The organism is Micromonospora sp. NBC_00362 (assembly GCF_026342155.1).
GTDB classification, from domain to species: Bacteria; Actinomycetota; Actinomycetes; order Mycobacteriales; family Micromonosporaceae; genus Micromonospora; species Micromonospora hortensis.
Genome location: NZ_JAPENH010000001.1, coordinates 1,657,405 through 1,675,274, shown reverse-complemented (window position 1 = coordinate 1,675,274; position 17,870 = coordinate 1,657,405). Strand labels below are relative to the sequence as shown.

Here is a 17,870-nt window from a genome sequence, read left to right as displayed (position 1 = left end):
GGGGTACGGGTCAACGTGTCCATCGTCGCGGTGTCAGGGCCGCCGTTTCCTGCCAGTCTGGCTGCGAAAAGGCAGCTTGAACAGGGAGTGTGCGATGACGGCAATCAGTCGGGTGTGGGCTCGGCAGATCCTCGACAGCAGGGGCAACCCGACGGTGGAGGCCGACGTGGTCCTCGCCGACGGGTCAACCGGCCGGGCGGCCGTGCCGTCCGGCGCGTCGACGGGGGCGAACGAGGCGGTCGAGCTGCGTGACGGGGACCTGACGCGTTTTCACGGCAAGGGCGTGAGCACTGCCGTCGCCGCTGTCAACGGCGAGATCGCCGACGCGGTGCTCGGGCTCGACGCGGAGGACCAGGCCCTGATCGACGAGACGATGATCGCGCTCGACGGTTCCAAGGACAAGGGTCGACTGGGTGCCAACGCGATCCTGGCGGTGTCCCTGGCGACCGCGAAGGCGGCGGCGTTGGCCCACCGGCAGCCGCTGTACCGCTACGTCGGCGGCGTCGGCACCCGCCTGCTGCCGGTGCCGATGATGAACATCATCAACGGTGGAGCGCACGCCGACAATCCGCTCGACTTCCAGGAGTTCATGATCGCCCCGGTCGGAGCGCGGACGTTCGCCGAGGCGGTCCGGATGGGCGCGGAGGTCTTCCACACCCTCAAGGCGTCCCTGGCCGCGGCCGGGCACAACACCAACGTCGGTGACGAGGGCGGCTTCGCGCCGAACGTCACGGACGCCGACGAGGCGCTGCGGTTCGTGCTGCGCGCCATCGAGGACACCGGTTACCAGCCCGGCGTCGACGTGCGGATCTGCCTCGACCCGGCCAGCTCGGAGTTCTTCCGCGCGGGTGTCTACGACTACGTCGGCGAGGGACGCCAGCGCAGCGTCGAGGAGCACATCGACTACCTGCTCGACCTGCTCTCCCGGTACCCGATCAGCTCGATCGAGGACCCGATGGCCGAGGACGACATCACCGGCTGGAAGCGGCTGACGGCGGTGGCGGGGGAGCGCGTGCAGTTGGTCGGCGACGACGTCTTCTGCACCGACGTCGACCGGCTGCGCGACGGGATCGACGGCGGCTACGCCAACGCGATCCTGGTCAAGGTCAACCAGATCGGCACCCTCACCGAGACCCTGGCGACGGTCGACGCCGCGCACAAGGCGGGGTACCGGGTGGTGATGTCGCACCGATCCGGGGAGACCGAGGACACCATCATCGCCGACCTGGCAGTGGCCGTCGGCTGCGGTCAGATCAAGACCGGCTCGCTGTCGCGCTCCGACCGCACGGCCAAGTACAACCAGCTCATCCGCATCGAGGAAGAGCTCGGCGAGCGCGCCAGCTACGCCGGAGGCCGTTGAGGGCTGTCCTCCGGTCGGGTGGCGAGGTTCAGCTCGGCGAGGAGCTTCTCCACCCGACCCCGGATCTCGTCACGGATCGGGCGGACGGCGTCGACTCCCTTGCCGGCCGGGTCGTCGAGCGTCCAGTCCTCGTAGCGCTTGCCGGGGAAGACCGGGCAGGTGTCGCCGCAGCCCATGGTCACGATGACGTCGGAGGACTCCGCTGTCGCGTACTCCAGAAGTTTGGGGGTCTGGTCGGTGATGTCGATGCCGACCTCGCGCATGGCCTGCACGGCGGCGGGGTTGATCGTCTCGGCCGGCGCGGAGCCGGCGGAGCGGACCTCGACGGTGTCGCCGGCGAGGTGGCGCAGCCAGCCGGCGGCCATCTGGGAGCGGCCGGCGTTGTGGACGCAGACGAACAGGACGCTGGGTCTGTCGCTCATGTCGGGGTTGCCTTCCGGTTACGCGGTCGCGGATTGCGGGGGAGTGAAGAAGCGGCGGCGGGCCCACAGGGAGACGTAGACCAGCCCGACGAGGACGGGTACCTCGATCAACGGGCCGACGACCCCGGCGAGGGCTTGGCCGGAGGTGACTCCGAAGGTGCCGATCGCGACGGCGATGGCGAGTTCGAAGTTGTTCCCGGCGGCGGTGAACGCCAGCGTGGTGGTGCGTTGGTAGCCGAGGCCGATGGCCCGGCCGAGGGCGTAGGAGCCGGCCCACATGAGCGCGAAGTACACCAGCAGGGGCAGGGCGATGCGGACGACGTCCAGGGGTCGGCTGGTGATGGCGTCGCCTTGCAGGGCGAACAGGATCACGATGGTGAACAGCAGCCCGTAGAGGGCGGCCGGGCCGATGCGGGGCAGGAACCGTGCCTCGTACCAGGCGCGGCCCTTGGCGCGTTCGCCGAGGCGGCGGGTGAGGTAGCCGGCGAGCAGCGGGATGCCGAGGAAGATGAGCACGTTACCGGCGATGTCCCACGCGGAGACGTTCAGCTCGGCGCCGGAGAGCCCCAGCCACTGGGGGAGCACGGCGAGGTAGAACCAGCCGAGCAGGCCGAAGGCGACGACCTGGAAGACCGAGTTGAGGGCGACCAGGACGGCGGCGGCCTCCCGGTCGCCGCAGGCGAGGTCGTTCCAGATGATGACCATGGCGATGCAGCGGGCCAGGCCGACGATGATCAGCCCGGTGCGGTAGGCGGGTTGGTCGGCCAGGAAGATCCAGGCCAGGGCGAACATCACGGCGGGGCCGACGATCCAGTTGAGGACCAGCGAGGAGATCAGCAGCCGGCGGTCGCCGGTGACGGTGTCGAGCCGGTCGTAGCGGACCTTCGCCAGCACCGGGTACATCATGATCAGCAGGCCGACCGCGATGGGTAGCGAGATCCCGCCGATCTGCACCGCGTCCAAGGCGCTGTTCAGCCCGGGGATCAGCCGACCGAGGAGCAGGCCGGCGGCCATCGCGAGCCCGATCCACACGGGTAGGAACTGGTCGAGTCGGGACAGGCGGCCGACGACCGCGCTCTCGGCCGAGTCGCTCTGGAGGGTCGTCGTCATGTCGCCGGCGCCACGGTGAGCAGCGCGGCGAGCTGGCGCAGGATGGCCGGTCGAGCGCGGTAGTAGACCCAGGTGCCACGGCGTTCGGCGTCGACCAGCCCCGCCTCGCGCAGCGTCTTGAGGTGGTGCGAGATGGTCGGACCGGTCAGGTCGAACGCGGGGGTCAGGTCACAGACGCAGATCTCCCCGGTCTCGGCGGAGGCGATCATCGACAGCAGTTGCAGCCGCACCGGGTCGCCGAGGGCCTTGAACGCGGGCGCGAGCACAGCGGCGGCCTCGGCCGGTACGCGTCGCTCGGCCAGCGGGACGCAGCACGACACGTCCATGGTCGGACCTGCTTGATTCGACATTCCTCTAGGTTGACACTTCTCTAATCAGTGTGCAACTGTCTGTTTCGACGGACGTCGAGACAGGCATCTGATCTCTTCCGGAAGGCAACCCGCTGATGGCCGACATCACCGTGCGCACCATGACCGACGACGACGCCGACCGGGTCCTGGCGATCTACCAGGCCGGTCTGGACGCCGGCAATGCCAGCTTCGAGATCACCGCCCCGACCTGGGCGGCGTTCGACGCCGCGCGCCTGAGCGCGCACCGCTTCGTGGCCGTCGACAGCGACGGGGTGGTGCTCGGCTGGATCGCCGTCTCGCCGACCTCGACCCGCACGGTCTACGCCGGTGTGGTCGAACACTCCGTCTACGTCGACCCGGCCGCCCAGGGCCGGGGCATCGCCCGGCTGCTGCTGACCGCGCTGGTCGCCTCCACCGAGGCCGCCGGCATCTGGACCATCCAGTCCGGAGTCTTCCCGGAGAACACCGCCAGCCTCACCCTGCACCAGCGTGCCGGCTTCCGGGTCATCGGCGTACGCGAGCGGGTCGGCCGCCATCACGACCGCTGGCGCGACGTCGTCCTGCTGGAACGTCGCAGCCCCACCATCACCTGACCAGCCGTGGCCCTCAAGACGGGCCAGGCCACCACACCGAGGAGCCACTGATGAACGCTCTGGACGACAGTCCCACCATCGTCATCGGCGCCGGCCCGACCGGTCTCGCCGCCGCCGCGCACCTGCACGAACGCGGGCTGCCCTTCACCGTCCTCGAAGCCGGCGACATTCCCGGTGCCGCCGTACGCCAGTGGGGGCACGTGCGGGTCTTCTCGCCGTGGCGTTACAACATCGACCCGGCTGCCCGTCGGCTCCTCGACGAGGCCGGTTGGGTCGCCCCCGACCCGGGGGCACTGCCCACCGGCGCGGAACTGGTCGACGACTACCTCCGGCCCCTCGCGCAGCTGCCGCAACTGAAGCCACACGTACGGTACGGAGCACGCGTCGAGGCGATCAGCCGGCTCGGCCTCGACCGGTTGCGTACCGCCGGGCGCGACACCGCACCGTTCCTGCTCCGCCTCGCCGACGGCGACGAACTGGTCGCCCGCGCCGTCATCGACGCCTCCGGCACCTGGGGCACGCCGAACGTCCTCGGCGCGTCCGGTCTGCGCGCGCGGGGAGAGGCCGATGCGGCGGCGTACCTGGAGCACGCGCTGCCAGACGTCCTCGGCGCCGACCGGGGCCGGTTCGCCGGACGGCACACAGTGGTGGTCGGCGCCGGTCACTCGGCCGCGAACACCCTGCTGTCCCTCGCGGAGTTGGCCGCCGTCGAGCCCGACACCGAGGTGACCTGGGCTATCCGGGCCGCCGCGCCGACGCGTACCTACGGCGGCGGGGACGCCGACGCCCTACCGGCGCGGGGCGCGCTCGGCGCGCGGCTGCGTTCGCACGTCGACGCTGGCCGGATCCGGCTGCTCACCGGCTTCTCCGTGCAGGCGCTCACCCCGACGGACGGCGGGGTGAGCGTGGTCCTGCGGCACGGCGACGGCACCGTCGAGTCGATCACCGTCGACCGTGTTGTCGCGGCCACGGGCTTCCGCCCCGACCACAGCATCGCCGCCGAGTTGCGGCTGGACCTCGACCCGGTGCTGGGCGCCACCCGTGCCCTGGCCCCGCTGATCGACCCCAACGAGCACTCCTGCGGCACCGTGCCGCCGCACGGGGTGGACGTGCTCGCCCACCCCGAGCAGGGCTACTACGCCGTCGGCATGAAGTCCTACGGCCGAGCGCCGACGTTCCTCATGGCCACCGGCTACGAGCAGGTCCGCTCCGTGGTCGCCGCGCTGGCCGGTGACTGGGCCGCCGCCCGCGACGTCCAACTCGACCTGCCCGCGACCGGTGTGTGCAACAGCAACCCTGCCGACTCGGTGGGCGGCGACGACTGCTGTGGGCCGCAACCGACGGGGCGTGGACTGTCCACCGGCATCTCCGGAGGGCTGCGGTCCGCTCCGATCAGCCTCATCGCCCTCGACGCCGCGCCGGCAGGAGGTTGTTGCGCCAGCTGATCACCGGATACGACGGTGCCCGCCGCCGCCTGCCTCGCCCGGCGGCTACCCGGCCGCCCCCCATGCCGCCGTCCGGGCAGCCCGTGCAGTCGGACGGTCCCCCCAGTGAGGTGCGGTCGGGCGGACCACCGCCGAGGCAGGCAGGCGCCGTCACCGCCGGCTGGCACAGGCGACACACGTACGCGCGGACGGGCGGGCGACGAGCCGGTCGGCGGGAATCGGACGGGCGCACCGTTCGCACACGCCGTAGCTGCCGTCGTCGACCCGTCGCAGCGCGACGTCCAGCTCCGCCAGGCGTCGGCGGGTGGCGTCCAGGACGGCGGTGAGCTGCGCGCGTTCGAAGGCGATCGTGCTGCCCTCGGGGTCGTGTTCGTCGTCGGCATTGGACGACCGGGACGCCTCGAAGAGGCTCCGCAGGTCACCGTCCAAGGCAGTGGCCTGAGCCTCGGTCTGCTCGCGAAGCCGCAGCAACGCCTCACGGATCGCGCTGGAATCCCTGTTCATGACCGTTTCAGAGTACTGGGGGATGACCGTGGTCACATCACTGGCATTCCGAGACGACCGGTCATATCGTGGTGTCCGTCAGTCAGCCGGAACCACGGACGAGAGGAGTGCCACGAGATGCCACGATCGAAGTCGCCGGCCTCCGCCGGGACCCGGCAACGGCTGTCCGACGCGGCGCTGGACCTGTTCCACCTGCGCGGCTACAACGGCACGAGCGTCCAGGACATCGTCGCCGCGGCCGGGGCGCCCAAGGGCACCTTCTACAACCACTTCGCCAGCAAGGAAGACCTCGCTCTCGACTCGGTAGCGAGGTACTCCGCGGCGATGGGGCTGGAGATGCTCGACGAGAAGCAGGGCGGCACCCCGCTGGAGCGGATCACCGGGCATCTGAGATACATCACCGGCCTCGGCGACACCATGGGCGACCGTGGCTGCCTGCTCGGCAACTTCGCCACCGAGATCCCGGCACACAGCGACGTTCTGCGCAACGCCGTCGACGCCGGCTTCGGCCGCTGGGTCGCCGCGCTCGCCACGGCGATCGAGCAGGCGCGGGCCGCCGGTGAACTGCACGGCGACGAACCGGCCACCGACCTCGCCGGCTTTGTCGTCTCCAGCTACGAGGGCGCGGCAGCGCGGGCGAAGGCATCCGGCGACTCGGCCGCTCTCCAGGAGTTCTTCACGATCACCACGGCCCGGATCCTCACCTGATCCGCGTCCGACCCCAGCGGTAACAGCTCGCGTCGCCCCCATCCGGCGCCAGCGCGTAACCAATTCAAGACGACCGGTCGTACGCCTTCGGCCGGGAGGCAGCACCCCGCAACTGAGGAGTGAGACATGAGCACCTACCTGATCAACCACCTGCGTATCCCGGGCGGAGTGCCGACCGAGGAGTCCCTGCGTTACCTGGAGCAGGTCCAGGCCACCACCGAGGCGTACGGCGCCACGTGGCTCGTCCTGGATGCCGAGGTGCAGGTCCTCGAGGGCAGCTGGCCCGGTTCGGTCGTGCTGATCGAGTTCCCGGACGCGGAAACCGCCAAGACCTGGTACAACTCGCCCGAGTACCAGGCGATCCTGTCGCTGCGCGTCGATCACACCATCAACGACCTGGTCCTGGTGGACTCCGTCGGCCCGGACTTCACGGTGGCCGGCTACGCGCGTCAGATCCGGACCCTGCTCGGCCAGTGACCAGCGCTCGCTGACCTGCCCTGCCGCGATCCCCGCGCACGCCATGCCGTGCGCGGGGATCGGCTACATGAAGTTGCGGGTGTGCAGGGCGGAGAGCGCCGCCGCCTCGTCCGGCCGGAAACCCAGGCGAACGAGGCGGCGCTGACGGCCCTGATCCATGGCGTGTTGCAGAGCCTGCACCCGGTCGAAGCCGGCGGAAACGTCGTCCGGATGCCAACCACCCGCCGCGAGCAGCACCAGCGCGTCGAAGACATCCGCGTTGAGCCCGGCGGTGTCGACAAGCGCGTCGTGACGGCGGTGGATGGCCGCCCGCAGCCGGTCCCGCAGCAGCGGATCCAGCTGCGCCTGATGCTCCAGGTGTGCCATGCCGAACACCACGTGCCGGCGCTCGTCCTGCATGGCGAGCCAACAGATCCGACGCGTCACCGGGTCCGGTGCGTTCTCGTGCAGGAACGAAAGCAGATCGACGAAGCTACCCTCGCCGAGCACGGAGAGCAGGAACGACGCCAACGCGAAGTCCGACTCCGCGACGAGGGTGAACAGCGACTGCCGACCGCCGGCGGACGACGTGCCCATCTCGGCGCCGCGCAGCAGTGCCCGCCGGCTGAAGACCTCCATGTGCCGGGCCTCGTCGGCCATCTGCACGGCGAGCAGTTGCACCACCTCCCGAAAGTGCGGGTGGATGCGCCCCACGAACCGGGCCGGCACGACGAGGGCGGCCTGCTCGTTCTCGACCAGGTAGGTCATCACCTGCACCACCGCCGCCTCGACGTCGGCCGGCAGCGCGAACGGGTCGTCCCACGGCACCGCGGTCTGCGGGTCCCACTGTCGGGCGGCGGCCTGCGCGTACAGGTTTGGGGCGATGTCGGCCCAGACCAGGTCGCGGTCGTCCAGGTCGAACCGCGCCTCCGGACCACCGGCTTCGAGGAGCGCGCCCCGGGCGCCGAGCCCCCACCGCGCGGGTGGGCGGCTGCTGAGCGCCGACGGCAGGGCCGGCCCGGCCCGCTCCGCCCCGAACCAGCGGTCGTCATCCGCCGACCCCCGGACCACCACCGCCACCAGCTCGCTCGCCTCGCCCCGGTCCGGCCATTCGACCCGATGGCCCCGGCCACGACACCAGGCGGGCAGGTGGACGCGCAGCGCCGGGTCGCGCCCGGAGACCGCCAACCGGCCGCCGGGCGGCAACCCGGCCAGGGCGCGCTGCACCAGCAGGTGCGCGCCCCGGCCGAAACCCAGATCACCCAGGTCGACCTCGGCGAGCGATGCCGCGCTCACGGCCGGTAGTCCGTGGCCGTCACCCGCCCGTCGGGGGAGTAGAAACCGCTGGCGTCGACCGCGTCCGCGAGGGCGTCGTACCCCGTGGTGCGGCCCTCCCGCCAGGCCTTCAACCCCTCCAAATCGAGCAGCGGACGCACCTGCGGATCGGCGTACGACATGCCGAGCAGCAGCCTGCCGAAGAGCCGGACGCCGTCGGACTCCGCCGCGCGGACCGTCATGTTGCAGTGGTCGTAGCGTGCGGTCTGCGCCACGACGCGGGTGCCCTCCGGCGGTAGCGTGCCCTCTCGGACGAACGCCAGGTGGTTGGCGTCGATCATGCAGGCGGCGTCGACCTCCCCGGCCACCAGGGCGCGGGCCGCGTCGCGCTCGCCGCCGATGTGGTCGCCGTGCAGGCCGACACCCACGTCGAAGCGGCGTACGTCGACAGTGACCCCGGCCGCCGCGAGGTGACCCAGTGGAATCAGCGTCGCCTGTGGACTGTCGACCGCCCCGACGGCGACCACCCGTCCGGCGAGGTCCGCGATCCGGCGCACCGGCGAGTCCTCGCGGACCACCACGACGGAGGTGAGGTCCTGGTCGGTGTCGCGCATGGTGAGCGCGCGGACGGCCGTGCCGGTGGCGGCCGCCAACCGCTCAGCCCGCAGCCAGGCCAGGGGAGAGTTCCAGGCCGCGTCGATCCGCCCGGCGAGGAGGTCCTCGACCTGTCGTTCGTAGTGGGAGTAGAGGACGAAGTCGAAGTCCAGGCCCTGCCCGCGCAGCCAGGCGCGGAAGCCCTCCCAGATGGTCACCACCTTGGGGTCGTACGCGACAGCGCCCAGCAGAACGGTTGGCGCGGGCATCAGCGGTTGGCCTCGTCGAGCAGCGGCAGCCCGGTGGCGAGCCGACCGACGAAATCGTGCAGCGCGTCGGTGGTCGGCGCCATCACCCGGGCCGCGCGGGCGTCCCGGAAACGGCGCTCAAGGCCCAACTCCTTGCGGAAGGCGCTGCCGCCGCAGAGCTGCATCGCGCCATCGGTCACGTCGGCGACGGTCTCGCCGGCGAGCGCCTTGACCTGGAGCACCCGCAGCGTCGCGTCCTCACGGCCGGTCTCCAGTGCGGTCAGCGTGTCACCCAGGAAGGCGCGCAACGCGTCGGTGCGGATCATCAGCCGGGCGAGGTCGCGTCGGGTGACGGGCGCGTCGCGCAGGGCGGCGCCGGTGTGCGCGAGCGTGGTCCTGGTGAGATGTCGGCCCGCCTCGGCCACCGCGCTGTCGGCGAGACCGAGGCAGAAGGCGGCGTTGAGCACCAGGAACCAGGGCAGGACCGCACCGAGCGCGGTGTCGAGCCCAGCCCCGTCGGCCGCCATCCTCGCCGTCGCCGGAACCCGGAGCCCGTCGGCGGTCATCGGCCGAGAGCCGTTGCCCCGCAGACCCAGCCCGTCGAAGTCGCCGGTCACGCTCAGGCCGGCGCTGTCGGCCGGCACCAGCCACAGCGTCATCGGGCCGGTGTCGCGGGTCAGCGGAAGGCTCGACCAGACGTAGCTGTTGGCCTCGCCGGCCGAGGTGACCCAGCTCTTACGCGCGTCGAGGCGGACGGTGTCGTCGGCGGCGGCTGTCGCGGTGCCGGTCGGCGACCAGAAGTGGCTGCGCGAGCCGTACTCGGAGAAGGCCAACGTGGTGAGGTGATCGCCGGTGGCGATCGCCGCGCGGACGTCGTGCGGGCCGTGCGCCTCGATGACGGCGGTGGCCGCGTAGTGCATGAGCACCACCATCGCCGTGGACCCGCACTCGGCGGCCAGCCGCTCGATCACCTCGGCGACCGCCCGCAGGCCGTGGCCGGCGCCTCCGACGTCGGTCGAGGAGGCCAGGCCGAGCAGGCCGGCTGCGGCGAGAGCGTCGACACCCGGACGGGGGAAGGTCCCGTCCCGGTCGACGATCGGCGCCTGCGGGCGGATCACGTCGTCGATCACCGTGCCGAGCGTGTCCGGGGGATCGGTGGCGGTCTGGGCATTGTCGACACTGGTCGTCATGCTCGGAACCCCTCACGGCAGGCCGATGGGACCGCCGCCGACACTATCCGAACTCGTGGACGCAGCGCGAGCGTCGGATCACCGTCTGGCGCGGGCGTTGTCCCGGTGGGGTCGGCCGTGCCCGTCGTCCCGGTCGATGCGCAGCTCGCGCTCCAACTCGGTGATGACCGCGCGCAGGTCGTCCAGCCGTTGGGTGAGCGCGATCCGGTCCACCTCGTCCGGTACGCCGTCGCCGTCCTCGTCGTACCCGGGAGCCAGTCGCTCGGTCATCTCCAACCGGCGGGCCTCCTCCATGGAGTTCACGATGACAGCGATGAGGATGTTGAGCAGCAGGTTGACGGTGATGACCACGTAGCTGACGTAGTAGAGCAGCGTCCATGGTGAGATCGCCATGCCCTGCTCGATGAGGTCCGGCAGAGTCTCCAGCGACAGCAGCACGAACAACGTCAGCAGCGAGCGGCCGATGTCGCCGTACTCCTCCGGATACCTGTTGCCGAAGATCAGCCAGCCGGCCATGCCGTACACGTAGAGCGTCACCACGGCCAGGGCGAGGAACCCGGTGACTCCCGGCAGGCTGCGCCACAGTGCGGAGACGATGGTCCGCAGACCGGGTGAGAACCGCACCAGGCGGACCATGCGGGCGACCCGGACGACCCGCAGCAGCGCCGGGTCGCCGTGCAGGCCCGGGATGAAGATCGCCGCGATCACCACGAAGTCGAAGACGTTCCAGCCGTGCCGGAAGAAGTCCTGTGGGCGTCTGCCGTAGGCGGCCAGCCGGACGGCGATCTCGACGACGAAGACGGCCCGGAAGAACAGCTCCAGGCCGTGCAGCGCGGTGCCCGCCGGGCTCAGATCGTCGTACGTCTCCAGGCCGAGAACGATGCCGTTGGCGAGGATGACCACGACGATGGCGATCTCGAAGGGCCGTGACCGGGCGAGCCGGTCGCAACGGCCGGTCCATCCGGAGCGGTGCGACGGCGGTGTGGACGGACCGCCCCGCTGGGCGGGCACGGGTGCGTCGGTCACCAGTCGGCCGGCTCGATGAGGCGTGCCGGGGCCGGGGCCCACCTCCGGCCGTCGTCGTGGCGGTGCGGATGGTGTGCGGGCATGCCCACCACCCTAGCCAAGATCAATGACGCTGCGCGACAGTGCCGTCAGTGCAGCGTGACGTGTTCGCTGCGCGTCGACGCGATCCGTGCGGCGACGACAAATCGGAACGCCGTGTGCGATTTACAGTAGATCAGTGAGTGACACAGCCGCGAGCGACCCCGACCGGCAGCCGATCTGGAGCAGGCCCGAACGCGGCAGCCGTGGCCCCGCTCCGGCGCACAGCCGGGAGGCCATCGTCGTGGCCGCCATCACCCTGGCCGACACCGAAGGGCTGGCCGCGGTGTCGATGCGCGCCGTGGCCGCCGCGCTCGGCACCGGCGCCGGATCCCTCTACCGCTATTTGTCGTCCCGCGATGACCTGCTGGACCTGATGACCGACCGGGCGGTGGGGGAGCTGCGCCCGTACCCGCAGGTGGAGGGCGACTGGTTGGAGACGATGGTGCTGCTGGGCCGCCGGCAGTTGGCACTGTTCGGCGCCCACCCGTGGCTGCTCGACGTGATCCACCGGCCCTCCGGCATCGGCCCGCAGAGCCTGGCCTGGTTCGACAACTGCATCCGGATCCTGGAACCAGTGCGCTGCCCTGCCGCCGCCAAGTTCGAGACCATCGCGATGATGACCGGCGTGGTGAGCCTCTTTGCCCGCCGCGAGTCCGCCGCCGGGGCGTTCAGCTTCGCCGGGGTGGACCTCGCGGCGTACCCGCACCTGGTCGCGGCGTTCCGTCAGCCCTCCGGACCGGCACCCCGGGCGGACCTCGTCGAACGGACAGTGCGCAGTCTGCTGACCGGCCTGCTGCTCGCGGAGTCGACCGAGGTGGGCTGACCCGCCTCGCCTCGGCCGGGACGCGGGAGCGCCCGCAGCCGGCGTCACGTCGCGGCGGTGAGATATCGACGGTAACCGAGAGCGGACTGCGCGAACCCGATGGACGCGTAGAACCGGTGGGCGTCGGTGCGAGCGGCGTTCGACACCAGTTGGACCTTGTAGCAGCCGGCCGCCGTCGCCTCGTCGAGCGCCGCCAGCATGAGGGCCCGGGCGACTCCGCGACGGCGCCAGCCGGGCGCGACCACCACGTTCTCCACCAGCATGTACGGTCGCGCGCCGTGGGTGAGGTTGGGGGCTACGAGGGTGTCCAGGGTGCCCACGAAGGTGTCCCCGGCGACGGCCAGCAGGAGGCTGCGGCCGGCTTGGGCGTGCAGGTCGCGCCAGGCGGTGGCGAGCCGGGCGGTGTCCGGCCGTGCGTCGTCGGGGGCGAGTTGCCACAGCACGTCGAAGACCAGCTCGGGGTCATCCTGCGCCACGGCGGCCCGGACGACGAAGTCCCCGCCGCTCACCGGGCCGACGCCGGAGTGTCCAGGTCGGACCGCACGGCGTGCCGACATGACGACCCGACGGGCCGGGCGAGTTGCTCATCGACGTGCCTCACCATGTCGTCGAGGATACGTGCGCGGCTTCACGGTGTGGCGGGCGACGGCGACCGGAGGCCCCGCCGCCCGCTTCGGCGATGGATCGGGTTCAGGCCCGAGCGGCGCGGATGGCGTCGTGCAGCGGGGTGCTCGGCCGGCCGAGCAACCGGCTGAGGTCGTCGCTGTCGGTTGCCAGCTCGCCGTTGGCGATCGAGTGGTCGAGCGCGGCGACGAAACCGGCGGTGCCCGCATCCAGGCCGACGTTTTCCAGGGCCGAGGCCAGGTCGGCGGCGGACATGTCCTGGTGGACGACTGTGGTGCCGGTGACCTCGGTGACGGCCTCGGCCAGCTCGTCGAAGGTGAACGCGGTGCCGCCCAGTTCGTAGACGGCGTTGCCGTCCTCTTCCCGGGTCAGCGCGGCCACGGCCGCCCCCGCGTAGTCGGCCCGGGTGGCGGCGGAGATCTTGCTGCCGCCGGTGGCGCCGAGGATCGTGCCGGACCCCAGGTACTGCGGGAGCTGGTCGGTGTAGTTCTCGGTGTACCAGCTGTTGCGCAGCACGGTGTAGGTCAGACCGGACGCGGCGAGGACCTCCTCGGTGGCCTTGTGCTCCGGGGCCAGCGGGTTCGCTGTGGTGTCGGCCTTGAGGATGCTGGTGTAGACGAGACGCTCCACCCCGGCGAGCTTGGCGGCGTCGATGACCGCTGTGTGCTGCGCGACGCGCTGACCGGGGGTGTCGCCGGAGATGAGCAGCAGGCGGCGTACGCCGGCCACGGCGCCGGGCAGTGTCGACGGGTCGTCGTAGTTGGCCTTGCGGATCTCGACCCCGTGCGCGGCCAGGTCGGCGGCCTTCTCCGGGCTGCGGACGATGGCGGCGATCTCGGCGGCGGGTACGCCGCTGTCGAGCAACTGCTCGATCACCAGGCGGCCCAGCCGGCCGGTGGCGCCGGTGACGGCATAGGTGGGCATGGGAACCTCCGGAGGGTAGGGGTCGATCAGTAAGCACTTACGAATCTACAGCACTAACTGATGGGCGGCATGGGATAGGCTGGTGAGGTGAGCGACATGCCGGCCCAGGACCCGGCGGGGCCTACCCAGGAATTCGTCAGCGATGTGTTCGCGCGGGGTTGCACCTCCCGTGCGGCCTTCGAGGATGTCACCTCGAAGTGGGCCTCGCTGGCCCTGTTGGCGCTCGGCGAGGGCCGCTACCGGTTCAACGCGCTGCGGCGCCGCATCGACGGGGTCAGCGAGCGGATGCTGTCCCAGACCCTGCAGACCCTCGAACGCGACGGGATGCTCACCCGCGAGGTGCTCACCGCGATCCCACCGCGCGTCGAATACTCGTTGACCCCGCTCGGCGCCCGGGTCGCCGAGCAACTGCGTGGCCTCGCCGACCTGCTGGAGGCCTCGGTGCCCGAGTTGCAGACCGCCCGCGACAGCCGCGAGCGCGACCGGGGCTAGCGCGATCTCGCGCCGGCCTCGCGTCGCGCCACCACCGTCCGTGGGCTCTGGCGGATGCGCTGGGTCGCCACGACGCATCCCAGCACCACCAGCGCCGCCGCGATCGAGGCGGGGGAGACCACCTCGCCGAGCAGCAGCGCCGACCACCCCAGGGTCAGCACCGGCTGGGCGAGTTGGACCTGGCCCACCTGCGCGATACCGCCCCGGGCCAGGCCCGCGTACCAGGCGAAGAAGCCCAGGAACATCGAGACCCCGGTGAGATAGCCGAACGCCGACCAGCCGAGAGCATCGGCCCGCGGCGGACCGGCTGCGGCGGCAACGACAGTGACGGGAACGGTGACGGGCAGCGAGAGCAGCAATGCCCAGCAAATCGTCCGAGCGCCGCCCAACTCGCGGGCAAGTGCGCCGCCCTCGGCGTAGCCGAGGCCGCAGAGCACTACCGCCGCGAGCAGGAACAGGTCGGGCAGGGTGAAGGCACCGCGTACCGCGCCGCTGGCGCCGAGAAAAGCGAGAACCGCCAGCAGTCCGCCCGCGCTCACGATCCAGAACAGCGGCGGTGGGCGCTCGCCGGCCCGCAGCACCGCGAACACGGCCGTCATCGCGGGCAGTGCGGCGATGACGACAGCGCTGTGCGCGGAGGTCTGGGTGAGAAGCGCCATCGAGGTGAACAACGGAAAGCCGACGATGACTCCGAGCGCGACGATCGGCAGCCGTTGCCACTGACCGCGGGTGGGCCACCGTGCGCCGGTGAGACACAGGTACGCCCATGCCAGCAGACCCGCGCCGACAGCCCGGCCGAAGGCGACGAACCACGGGTCGAGCTGCTGCACGGCGATCCGGGTGGCCGGTAGCGACAAGCTGAAGCCGAGCACGCCCAGGGCGCCGAGGCCGAGCCCGATGATCCGATCCGCTGTTACCGTGTTTCCGGCAGTAGCGCTACTCTTGTCCCTCATGGAAAACGGTAACGCAGCCCAACGCGTTATCCAAGATCTGCGGGGTCTCGCCGCCGCCGCCGGTCCCGGTGCCCGGCTGCCCTCGGTACGCGAGCTGACGGCCCGACATCAGGCCTCGCCGGTGACCGTCGCCGAGGCGATCCGCCAGTTGGCGGCCGAGGGGCTGATCGAGGCGCGACCCGGCCGAGGCACCTTTGTGGCCACTGAGCCGGACCAGCCGGGCGTACCCGACCTGTCCTGGCAGACCGTCGCGCTCGGGCCCCGCCGGTTCGGTCAGGACGAGATGCGGGCGCTGTTGGCGCTGACGCCGGCCGGAACGATCCCGCTGTCCGGTGGCTACCTCCACGCGGACCTCCAGCCCGCCGCCGCGCTCGGCGCCGCCCTCACCCGGGCCGCCCGCCAACCCGCGAGCTGGCAGCGTGGGCCCGTCGAGGGGCGCGCGGACCTGCGCGCCTGGTTCGCCCGCGAGGCCGGGGCAGGGCTGCACGCCGAGGACATGGTGATCTGCCCCGGTGGACAGGCCGCCCTGTCGTCCGCGCTGCGGGCGCTCACCACGCCCGGCGACGCCCTGCTCGTCGAGTCGCCGACCTACCTGGGTGCGTTGGCCGCCGCCCGCGCGGCCGGGCTGCGGGTGGTGCCCGTGCCGGCCGACGCCGACGGGGTACGACCCGACCAACTCGCCGCCGCGTTCGCCCGCACCGACGCCCGACTCTTCTACTGCCAGCCCCTGTACGCCAACCCGCACGGCGCGACGCTGGCGGAGCACCGCCGGGCGCAGGTCGCCGAGGCCGTACGCGACGCCGGGGCGTTCCTGATCGAGGACGACTACGCCCGTGACCTCACCATCGACGATCCGGCCCCGCCACCACTGGCCAGCGATGATCCCGACGGCCACGTCATCTACCTGCGCTCGCTGACCAAGTCGACCGCCCCCGGGCTGCGCGTCGCCGCCATCGGAGCCCGTGGTCCGGCCGGGGCGCGACTGCGCGATGCCCGGCTGCTCGACGACTTCTTCGTCGCCGGACCACTGCAACAGGCGGCGATCGACTTCCTCACCTCTCCGGTGTGGTCGCGGCATCGCCGGGCACTGCGCACGGCCCTCCGGACACGTCGTGACGCGTTGCTGACCGCGCTACGCCGGCACCTGCCAAGCCTCACTCCACATTCGATTCCACGTGGCGGCATGCACCTCTGGGTACGCCTCCCCGCCGGCACCGACGACGCGGCACTGGCCGCTGCCGCGGCGGCCGAAGGCGTCGCCGTCTTCCCGGGCCGGCCCTGGTACGCGGCCGAACCCCCGGCCCCGCACCTGCGCCTCACCTACGCGGCAGCCGCACCCGAACTCATGGACGAGGCCGTGCGACGCCTTGCCCGCGTCCTTCGCTGAACACCGGGCGCCTGGCTGGTTGGCGTCCGTGCGGGTCTCAGGTGTTCAGCGTCTCGCGCGGCGGCACCCCGAAGCTGGCGTGGTATCGCGCGGTGAACCTGCTGTGGCTGGCGAATCCCCACCGACTGGCGATTGCCGAGACCGTCTCCTGGCGCGGGTCGGCGCGTACCAGGTCGTGGTGTGCCCGGACGAGCCGGACCCGACGCAGGTAGGCCATGGGGGTGGTGCCGAGGTGACGGCGGAAGGCGAGTTGCACCGCCCGGAGGGAGACCCCGGCGGCGCCGGCGATGTCGGCCGCGCTGATGTCCCGCTCGGCGTGCTCCTCCAGAAACGTGATCGCGCGTCGCAGCGTGGCGGTGGTGGCGTCGTTCCGGTCGGCGGCGGTCGGTTCGGTGAACGCGGTGTTGGGGAAGACCGCGAGCGCGGCCGCGGCCAGCATCCGGGCGGCGTTGCCGATCACCAGCGACTGTGCCCCGGCGGCCGGGCTGTTCAACACGACGTCGCGGACGAAGCTTGTGGTGTTGCGCCACTGCCGGGCCAGGGCCGTGCTCGCGGCACCCAGCTCGGTGAACTCGATCCGACCGGGCCGGCGGGCCGGCGCGGTGGTGGCCACCTGTGCCAGCACCGACAGGTCCAGTACGCAGAGCTCCACCTCACCGGGATGCCAGCGGACGGCGCACGGCTCCTCCGGCCTGGTGACGAGGAAGACCTCGCCGGGGCCGAACCGGTGGGCGGATCCGGCGCAGGAGCGATCGACGTGTGCGGTGCGGGTGCGACCGATGACCAGCCCGCCGAGTGTGCTGGCATCGATCTCGAGGTGCCCGGTCTGGCGGGTCGCCGCGATGGCGAAGGGGCCGGTGTCGACGCGGCGGTGGGTGAGCCGGTATCCGTTCCTGCTCTGAATGCGCAGTCTCGGGTCGTACGCGGCGGACAGGAATTCCTGGATGGCCGCCGGGTCACGGCTGTCGAACTGGTGGGTCTGCACTGGCGATGACGTCATCCGCTGTCTCCGTCCGGTGGAGGTGCCGCCGGGTGCTGGAACGGGTGCCGACGGCAGGTTCGGGACGTGCCGGGGTGCTCGGCGGTGACCCGGCACGTCGTTGGCCGGCGGTGCGGTGGGATGGAACGTCGCGAGCGGGACGGCAGCGACCGGTTGAGCGTGTCGGATCTGGTCTGACCATTCACTGACGCTGAGGCGCAATATCTGTAGATGGGAATGTCACCATACGACAATCACCGACGTGCCGTCCCGCGAATCACCGCGACGTGTCGGCAGCTCGACTTCGTTTTCCGACTAGTGCGCCA

At 71.5% G+C, this 17,870-nt stretch carries 20 protein-coding genes; 8 read left to right on the top strand and 12 right to left on the bottom strand.

What is annotated here, in order from left to right; translation table 11 throughout:
* Positions 1-94 precede the first annotated feature (94 nt).
* Entirely contained in the window at positions 95-1,360 is a 1,266-nt protein-coding gene (gene eno, locus OG992_RS07765) for a phosphopyruvate hydratase (RefSeq protein ID WP_266302823.1), read from the top strand.
* Here eno and OG992_RS07760 read toward each other — a convergent pair.
* From OG992_RS07760 to OG992_RS07750, 3 genes are read right to left on the bottom strand one after another with little or no spacing between them, the layout of a single operon-like run.
* Positions 1,342-1,782 carry an arsenate reductase ArsC gene (locus OG992_RS07760; RefSeq protein ID WP_266302822.1) on the bottom strand — a complete coding sequence of 147 codons (441 nt, stop codon included), beginning with the start codon at positions 1,780-1,782 and terminating at the stop codon, positions 1,342-1,344. The two genes, eno and OG992_RS07760, sit on opposite strands and share 19 nt — an antisense overlap.
* A gap of 18 nt (positions 1,783-1,800) precedes the next feature.
* Entirely contained in the window at positions 1,801-2,892 is a 1,092-nt protein-coding gene (arsB, locus tag OG992_RS07755) for an ACR3 family arsenite efflux transporter (RefSeq protein ID WP_266302821.1), read from the bottom strand.
* On the bottom strand, positions 2,889-3,242 hold the full coding sequence (locus OG992_RS07750; RefSeq protein WP_238684932.1) for a metalloregulator ArsR/SmtB family transcription factor: 354 nt from the start codon (positions 3,240-3,242) through the stop codon (positions 2,889-2,891). The genes arsB and OG992_RS07750 overlap by 4 nt, the downstream gene beginning before the upstream one ends.
* Before the next feature lie 95 nt (positions 3,243-3,337).
* Here OG992_RS07750 and OG992_RS07745 point away from each other — a divergent pair, with 95 nt between their 5' ends.
* Positions 3,338-3,835, top strand: a complete 498-nt coding sequence (locus OG992_RS07745; RefSeq protein ID WP_238684931.1) for a GNAT family N-acetyltransferase — start codon at positions 3,338-3,340, stop codon at positions 3,833-3,835.
* A gap of 50 nt (positions 3,836-3,885) precedes the next feature.
* The gene (locus tag OG992_RS07740) at positions 3,886-5,280 is read left to right on the top strand and encodes an FAD-dependent oxidoreductase (protein WP_266302820.1); all 1,395 of its coding nucleotides are present in this window, start codon (positions 3,886-3,888) and stop codon (positions 5,278-5,280) included.
* A 150-nt stretch (positions 5,281-5,430) separates the two neighbouring features.
* Here the strand turns inward: OG992_RS07740 and OG992_RS07735 are convergent, their stop codons facing one another.
* Complete coding sequence (locus OG992_RS07735) at positions 5,431-5,784, bottom strand: TraR/DksA C4-type zinc finger protein (RefSeq protein WP_266302819.1); 354 nt, start codon at positions 5,782-5,784, stop codon at positions 5,431-5,433.
* A 117-nt stretch (positions 5,785-5,901) separates the two neighbouring features.
* Here OG992_RS07735 and OG992_RS33775 point away from each other — a divergent pair, with 117 nt between their 5' ends.
* Complete coding sequence (locus OG992_RS33775; RefSeq protein WP_323181805.1) at positions 5,902-6,492, top strand: TetR/AcrR family transcriptional regulator; 591 nt, start codon at positions 5,902-5,904, stop codon at positions 6,490-6,492.
* Positions 6,493-6,618: 126 nt separating this feature from the next.
* A complete protein-coding gene (locus OG992_RS07720) occupies positions 6,619-6,969 on the top strand; it encodes a DUF1330 domain-containing protein (protein ID WP_266302818.1) in 351 nt (116 codons plus the stop codon).
* Between the two features lie 63 nt (positions 6,970-7,032).
* Here the strand turns inward: OG992_RS07720 and OG992_RS07715 are convergent, their stop codons facing one another.
* From OG992_RS07715 to OG992_RS07700, 4 genes are all read right to left on the bottom strand, one after another.
* Entirely contained in the window at positions 7,033-8,244 is a 1,212-nt protein-coding gene (locus OG992_RS07715) for a ferritin-like domain-containing protein (RefSeq protein ID WP_266302817.1), read from the bottom strand.
* Positions 8,241-9,086 (bottom strand): phosphate/phosphite/phosphonate ABC transporter substrate-binding protein, encoded by an 846-nt coding sequence (locus OG992_RS07710; protein WP_266302816.1) that lies wholly within the window; start codon positions 9,084-9,086, stop codon positions 8,241-8,243. The genes OG992_RS07715 and OG992_RS07710 overlap by 4 nt, the downstream gene beginning before the upstream one ends.
* Positions 9,086-10,255 carry an acyl-CoA dehydrogenase family protein gene (locus OG992_RS07705; RefSeq protein WP_266302815.1) on the bottom strand — a complete coding sequence of 390 codons (1,170 nt, stop codon included), beginning with the start codon at positions 10,253-10,255 and terminating at the stop codon, positions 9,086-9,088. The genes OG992_RS07710 and OG992_RS07705 overlap by 1 nt, the downstream gene beginning before the upstream one ends.
* 78 nt (positions 10,256-10,333) lie before the next feature.
* The gene (locus OG992_RS07700) at positions 10,334-11,281 is read right to left on the bottom strand and encodes an ion transporter (protein ID WP_266302814.1); all 948 of its coding nucleotides are present in this window, start codon (positions 11,279-11,281) and stop codon (positions 10,334-10,336) included.
* A gap of 217 nt (positions 11,282-11,498) precedes the next feature.
* Here OG992_RS07700 and OG992_RS07695 point away from each other — a divergent pair, with 217 nt between their 5' ends.
* Positions 11,499-12,185, top strand: a complete 687-nt coding sequence (locus tag OG992_RS07695) for a TetR/AcrR family transcriptional regulator (RefSeq protein WP_266302813.1) — start codon at positions 11,499-11,501, stop codon at positions 12,183-12,185.
* Between the two features lie 44 nt (positions 12,186-12,229).
* On the opposite strand, the gene OG992_RS07690 is transcribed toward OG992_RS07695, so the two are convergent.
* Both OG992_RS07690 and OG992_RS07685 read right to left on the bottom strand, forming a co-directional pair.
* Complete coding sequence (locus OG992_RS07690; RefSeq protein WP_266302812.1) at positions 12,230-12,694, bottom strand: GNAT family N-acetyltransferase; 465 nt, start codon at positions 12,692-12,694, stop codon at positions 12,230-12,232.
* Between the two features lie 181 nt (positions 12,695-12,875).
* A complete protein-coding gene (locus tag OG992_RS07685) occupies positions 12,876-13,733 on the bottom strand; it encodes an SDR family oxidoreductase (protein ID WP_266302811.1) in 858 nt (285 codons plus the stop codon).
* Positions 13,734-13,829: 96 nt separating this feature from the next.
* Between OG992_RS07685 and OG992_RS07680 the strand changes: the two genes are divergently transcribed.
* Positions 13,830-14,225, top strand: coding sequence for a helix-turn-helix domain-containing protein (locus OG992_RS07680; protein ID WP_196924914.1), 396 nt, complete (start codon positions 13,830-13,832; stop codon positions 14,223-14,225).
* Here OG992_RS07680 and OG992_RS07675 read toward each other — a convergent pair.
* Complete coding sequence (locus OG992_RS07675) at positions 14,222-15,178, bottom strand: DMT family transporter (RefSeq protein ID WP_266302810.1); 957 nt, start codon at positions 15,176-15,178, stop codon at positions 14,222-14,224. The genes OG992_RS07680 and OG992_RS07675 overlap by 4 nt on opposite strands.
* Between OG992_RS07675 and OG992_RS07670 the strand changes: the two genes are divergently transcribed.
* The gene (locus tag OG992_RS07670) at positions 15,177-16,565 is read left to right on the top strand and encodes a PLP-dependent aminotransferase family protein (RefSeq protein WP_266302809.1); all 1,389 of its coding nucleotides are present in this window, start codon (positions 15,177-15,179) and stop codon (positions 16,563-16,565) included. The genes OG992_RS07675 and OG992_RS07670 overlap by 2 nt on opposite strands.
* Positions 16,566-16,602: 37 nt before the next feature.
* Here the strand turns inward: OG992_RS07670 and OG992_RS07665 are convergent, their stop codons facing one another.
* Positions 16,603-17,565, bottom strand: a complete 963-nt coding sequence (locus OG992_RS07665; RefSeq protein WP_238684918.1) for a helix-turn-helix transcriptional regulator — start codon at positions 17,563-17,565, stop codon at positions 16,603-16,605.
* Positions 17,566-17,870 lie beyond the last annotated feature (305 nt).

Coding starts and splice junctions, on each gene's coding strand:
- eno (WP_266302823.1), top strand. CDS start 95: ATGACGGCAATCAGTCGGGTGTGGGCTCGGCAGATCCTCGACAGCAGG.
- OG992_RS07760 (WP_266302822.1), bottom strand. CDS start 1,782: ATGAGCGACAGACCCAGCGTCCTGTTCGTCTGCGTCCACAACGCCGGC.
- arsB (WP_266302821.1), bottom strand. CDS start 2,892: ATGACGACGACCCTCCAGAGCGACTCGGCCGAGAGCGCGGTCGTCGGC.
- OG992_RS07750 (WP_238684932.1), bottom strand. CDS start 3,242: ATGTCGAATCAAGCAGGTCCGACCATGGACGTGTCGTGCTGCGTCCCG.
- OG992_RS07745 (WP_238684931.1), top strand. CDS start 3,338: ATGGCCGACATCACCGTGCGCACCATGACCGACGACGACGCCGACCGG.
- OG992_RS07740 (WP_266302820.1), top strand. CDS start 3,886: ATGAACGCTCTGGACGACAGTCCCACCATCGTCATCGGCGCCGGCCCG.
- OG992_RS07735 (WP_266302819.1), bottom strand. CDS start 5,784: ATGAACAGGGATTCCAGCGCGATCCGTGAGGCGTTGCTGCGGCTTCGC.
- OG992_RS33775 (WP_323181805.1), top strand. CDS start 5,902: ATGCCACGATCGAAGTCGCCGGCCTCCGCCGGGACCCGGCAACGGCTG.
- OG992_RS07720 (WP_266302818.1), top strand. CDS start 6,619: ATGAGCACCTACCTGATCAACCACCTGCGTATCCCGGGCGGAGTGCCG.
- OG992_RS07710 (WP_266302816.1), bottom strand. CDS start 9,086: ATGCCCGCGCCAACCGTTCTGCTGGGCGCTGTCGCGTACGACCCCAAG.
- OG992_RS07705 (WP_266302815.1), bottom strand. CDS start 10,255: ATGACGACCAGTGTCGACAATGCCCAGACCGCCACCGATCCCCCGGAC.
- OG992_RS07685 (WP_266302811.1), bottom strand. CDS start 13,733: ATGCCCACCTATGCCGTCACCGGCGCCACCGGCCGGCTGGGCCGCCTG.
- OG992_RS07680 (WP_196924914.1), top strand. CDS start 13,830: ATGCCGGCCCAGGACCCGGCGGGGCCTACCCAGGAATTCGTCAGCGAT.
- OG992_RS07670 (WP_266302809.1), top strand. CDS start 15,177: ATGGAAAACGGTAACGCAGCCCAACGCGTTATCCAAGATCTGCGGGGT.
- OG992_RS07675 (WP_266302810.1), bottom strand. CDS start 15,178: ATGAGGGACAAGAGTAGCGCTACTGCCGGAAACACGGTAACAGCGGAT.
- OG992_RS07665 (WP_238684918.1), bottom strand. CDS start 17,565: ATGACGTCATCGCCAGTGCAGACCCACCAGTTCGACAGCCGTGACCCG.